Here is a 4,049-nt window from a genome sequence, read left to right as displayed (position 1 = left end):
GTGTGGCAGACGCCAGATCGACGACCGCGGCGCGGATTCTACCCAAACCTGCCGGTTCAACCCCAGCCTTTGCGACAAATAACCTGACAATCGACCGATGGCTGTCCTGTGTCACGGCATCGTCATGTGGATAGGCCACCCTGCGCGCCTCGAAACACACATGGAACGCGACATGCTTCACGCTGAAAACCAGGATCGTCTGTACCTCATCACGCCTTATGACGAACAGCAAAGTCTCGTCGGTAGCCTCGCCTTCAATGTTCAGGATCGCCATTGGCTGGTGTATTGCGCGCTGGGTGGGCATCAGCATGCGGATTTGCCTGAGACGGATTTGCTGACGGGCGTGAGCGTGCTCGACTTTTATTCTCAGGCGGCCTGAAAAAGCAAAAGCACCCTAGCCCTCTCCCAGGGGGAGAGGGGACTGACCGAGGTGTTTATTCGAGGTACATCGACCTGAAACTCCGAGATGAATGCAGATCCCAGGCACAACAAAAATTGGCTCCCTTTCCCCCTCGCCCCCTTTGGGGGAGAGGGCTGGGGTGAGGGGGATCGATCTCCCATACGACACAAATCCCAACCCTGACACCCACAAAAAAGCCCGGAACCATCACTGGCCCCGGGCTTTTTCACATCCGTCGAAAGCTTACTCAGCGAGCACCTGACCCACAGTCGGATCCTTGAACAGACGCGTCAGCGCATCGCTCAATACATCGCTGACCAGTTTGGTATTGGTTTCCTGGTTCGGCGCCATGCCGAAACGCTGGTCCAGCGAAGCGCCGTAACGGCCGCTGTAACGGCGGTTGGCGTTCTGTACATCGGAGCGGAAGGTCGCGCCGATGGTCGCTTCAGTCACGTACATGCCTTCTTTCGGCGACTGATACTTCAGTTCGGTCAGGGTCACGGTCAACTGCGGAGCGTTTGGCGCGTTGTTGGTCGGGGTGAACCCGAGCAGGCGCACGGCGGCTTCAGCCTGAGCCTGCAGCTTTGGCAGGATCTGCTCGCGCTGCACGGTGATGGCGCTGGTTTCCGGGTACAGACCGCCACGGGTACCGAGGGTTGGCGACGGACGACCGTCAACCACGCGCACGACGACTGGCTGGCCACGGCCGACCGCTGGCAACTGAGTGGTCAGCTTCGGCTCCGGGCTCAGTTGTTGCGGGCTGTGGGCGCAGCCGGCCAGGGTCAAACCGGCCACAGTGATCAAACCGAACAACAGGCGTTGCAACATGCTCTTCTCTCCAGAATCAGGCACAAACAGGCCGGCAGTATAGCGGTGGGCCACTGCGGGTAACCAGCGCCCGACAGTGAATACTGAAATGTCTGACAAACCCTTGGGAAAGCGGTTCCTGTCACAGATTATTCACCCGGCATACACGTTCACGTCACGGCGCTTTGACAACCTTGCAATCAGTCCCCCACAAGGTACTCGACCATGCGTTATCTGATCTCGTTGTTCGCCCCACGCCCGCTGCACCGCAGCTTCGCCCTGCTCGACCGCAATGGCCATTGTCAGGCATTCAAGCAGTGCAGCCTGCAGCCGATGGGCGACGGTTGGGTGGAAATCGAAGAAATCCGCCTCAACTGGTTGCACCAGCCACTGCCCGCCAGCGCCCGCGTCATAGCGTCGCAGCCCCGCGCACGGGTGCAAGCGATGTTGAGCATCTGACCGGATGCCTAATAAAAGTCATTAAACACGACCAACTCCCCGCATTTCTTCGATACAATCTCCCCCCGATTATAAGGACGTCTCCTGATCGGGCCCCGCAACAGCGTCAATGCGCATGCATCGACACCCAAAATCGCCCACAGAGAGCCGCCCACACAGATCGAGTGAAGTTGGCGCGCTTGCCTGTTCTTCCGGCAAAAACCCCGCTTTTCGCGAATCTGCAGAGCTGTCATGACGCTCGGCCACCGCGTTGTTTTTGCCCTCGGGCAAGGTGCCAGGCCTGGACAGCCCTTTTTTGAGGTTCACGTCTTCAAAAGAGCGTGAAAAAAACGGGTTTTCACAACTTCACAAGAGTGTGGCGAGCAAATGAAAAGTTTTGCGTCTGAACATGCACCATTAGCGTCTGAAACAGCCCAACGACACAGGACCGGGTATACCTCGAATATCGGAGCCTGAAGCCTGTCCGCTACGGATTTGGTTGCACAAAAACGGATGTCTCGACCATAAGTCGAATTGCCAGCCGCGTGCTGAAATGAGTTCATGGAGCTCTTGAAGCCAGGCCGCACACATCCGTCGAAGTTGCGAAAAATTGCGAAGATTCGGACATGGCGAACCTGACCACGGATAGCCCGGACATCACTGACCTGTCCCGGAACGCCTGGCAGCCATGCCGACAATTTGGTGCTGCAGATTTTGGAGACGCGTTAAATGGCGCATAACGAAGCAGTCGACGTAGTACTGGTTGGGGCCGGCATCATGAGTGCCACCCTGGCCGTGCTGCTCAAAGAGCTCGACCCCGCGATCAAGCTGGAAGTCGTCGAGCTGATGGATTCCGGTGCTGCCGAGAGTTCCAACCCGTGGAACAACGCCGGTACCGGCCACGCGGGTCTGTGCGAGCTGAACTACACGCCGCAGGCCGCCGATGGCACCGTCGACATCAAGAAAGCCGTGCACATCAACACCCAGTTCGAGGTGTCGAAGCAGTTTTGGTCGTACTTGACCAAGAAAGGCACCTTCGGCTCGTGCAAATCCTTCATCAGCCCGGTGCCGCACCTGAGTTTCGTCCAGGGCGACAATGGTGTGTCCTTCCTCAAGTCCCGGTTCGATGTGCTGCACAAGCATCACGCGTTCTCCGACATGGAGTACACCGAAGACAAGGCCAAGATGGCCGAGTGGATGCCGCTGATGATGCCGGGCCGCGCGCCGGACGAAGTCCTCGCCGCCACTCGCGTGATGAACGGCACCGACGTCAACTTCGGCGCCCTGACCAATCAGTTGCTCAAGCACCTGACCAGCGCGCCGGACACGCAAGTCAAATACTGCAAGCGCGTCACCGGCCTCAAGCGTAACGGCAGCGGTTGGACCGTCAGCATCAAGGACGTCAACAGCGGCAGCAGCCGTGAAGTCGACGCCAAGTTCGTCTTCCTCGGCGCGGGCGGCGCGGCCCTGCCGTTGCTGCAGGCTTCGGGCATCGAAGAAAGCAAAGGCTTCGGCGGCTTCCCGATCAGCGGCCAGTGGCTGCGTTGCGACAACCCGGAAGTGGTCAAACAGCACCAGGCCAAGGTCTACAGCCAGGCGGCTGTGGGTTCGCCACCGATGTCGGTGCCGCACCTGGACACCCGCGTGGTCGACGGCAAGAAATCCCTGTTGTTCGGGCCATACGCCGGTTTCACCACCAAGTTCCTCAAGCACGGCTCCTTCATGGACCTGCCGCTGTCGGTTCGCGCCGGCAACATCGGGCCGATGCTGGCCGTGGCGAAAAACAACATGGACCTGACCAAGTACCTGGTCAGCGAAGTGATGCAATCGATGGAACAGCGCCTGGATTCCCTGCGCCGTTTCTACCCCGAGGCGAAAGCCGAAGACTGGCGCCTGGAAGTGGCTGGCCAACGGGTGCAGATCATCAAGAAAGACCCGAAAAAGGGCGGCATCCTGCAGTTCGGTACCGAACTGGTGTCGGCCAAGGACGGTTCCCTCGCCGCCCTGCTCGGCGCTTCGCCGGGTGCGTCGGTGACCGTTTCGATCATGCTCGAGCTGATCGAGAAGTGCTTCCCGGCCAAGGCCAAGGGCGAGTGGGCCGGCAAACTGGCGGAAATCTTCCCGGCCCGTGAAAAGGTCCTGGAAACCGATGCTGCGCTGTATCGCAAGATCAACACGCAGAACAACATCGCGCTGGAACTGGTTGAAGAAAGCAGCGAGACCCCAAGCTACGCTTGATCACGCCGCATGAAAAACGCCCCGTACTCAGTGAGTGCGGGGCGTTTTTTTATGGCCTTGAAAAGCAAAAGATCGCAGCCTTCGGCAGCTCCAGGGTAAACACAAACCCTCTGTAATTGTATGGACTCGCCCAAGCCGAGGCGTCTGTGCGCCACGGTGGCATTCT

Annotated in this window: 5 protein-coding genes; 3 read left to right on the top strand and 2 right to left on the bottom strand. The window is 59.0% G+C overall.

The window, feature by feature from the left end:
* Positions 1 to 181 (bottom strand): hypothetical protein (locus ACWR1S_RS30635; RefSeq protein WP_454566114.1); only part of this gene is annotated, 181 nt, incomplete at its 3' end.
* Here ACWR1S_RS30635 and ACWR1S_RS30630 point away from each other — a divergent pair.
* Entirely contained in the window at positions 173 to 379 is a 207-nt protein-coding gene (locus ACWR1S_RS30630; protein ID WP_008083982.1) for a hypothetical protein, read from the top strand. The genes ACWR1S_RS30635 and ACWR1S_RS30630 overlap by 9 nt on opposite strands.
* A gap of 264 nt (positions 380 to 643) precedes the next feature.
* Here ACWR1S_RS30630 and ACWR1S_RS30625 read toward each other — a convergent pair whose 3' ends face one another.
* Positions 644 to 1,228 carry a YajG family lipoprotein gene (locus tag ACWR1S_RS30625; RefSeq protein WP_454566113.1) on the bottom strand — a complete coding sequence of 195 codons (585 nt, stop codon included), beginning with the start codon at positions 1,226 to 1,228 and terminating at the stop codon, positions 644 to 646.
* A gap of 204 nt (positions 1,229 to 1,432) precedes the next feature.
* Between ACWR1S_RS30625 and ACWR1S_RS30620 the strand changes: the two genes are divergently transcribed.
* Both ACWR1S_RS30620 and mqo read left to right on the top strand, forming a co-directional pair.
* A complete protein-coding gene (locus ACWR1S_RS30620; protein ID WP_007912834.1) occupies positions 1,433 to 1,666 on the top strand; it encodes a hypothetical protein in 234 nt (77 codons plus the stop codon).
* Positions 1,667 to 2,374: 708 nt separating this feature from the next.
* Positions 2,375 to 3,883, top strand: a complete 1,509-nt coding sequence (gene mqo / locus ACWR1S_RS30615) for a malate dehydrogenase (quinone) (RefSeq protein WP_454566112.1) — start codon at positions 2,375 to 2,377, stop codon at positions 3,881 to 3,883.
* Positions 3,884 to 4,049 lie beyond the last annotated feature (166 nt).

The organism is Pseudomonas sp. AIG, assembly GCF_977020205.1.
Note: the sequence above shows the minus strand (reverse complement) of the source record. Positions and strands in the feature narration are given on the sequence as shown.

Excerpts from the sequence above, each read along its gene's own strand:
- ACWR1S_RS30630 (WP_008083982.1), top strand. The coding sequence starts at position 173 with ATGCTTCACGCTGAAAACCAGGATCGTCTGTACCTCATCACGCCTTAT.
- ACWR1S_RS30625 (WP_454566113.1), bottom strand. The coding sequence starts at position 1,228 with ATGTTGCAACGCCTGTTGTTCGGTTTGATCACTGTGGCCGGTTTGACC.
- ACWR1S_RS30620 (WP_007912834.1), top strand. The coding sequence starts at position 1,433 with ATGCGTTATCTGATCTCGTTGTTCGCCCCACGCCCGCTGCACCGCAGC.
- mqo (WP_454566112.1), top strand. The coding sequence starts at position 2,375 with ATGGCGCATAACGAAGCAGTCGACGTAGTACTGGTTGGGGCCGGCATC.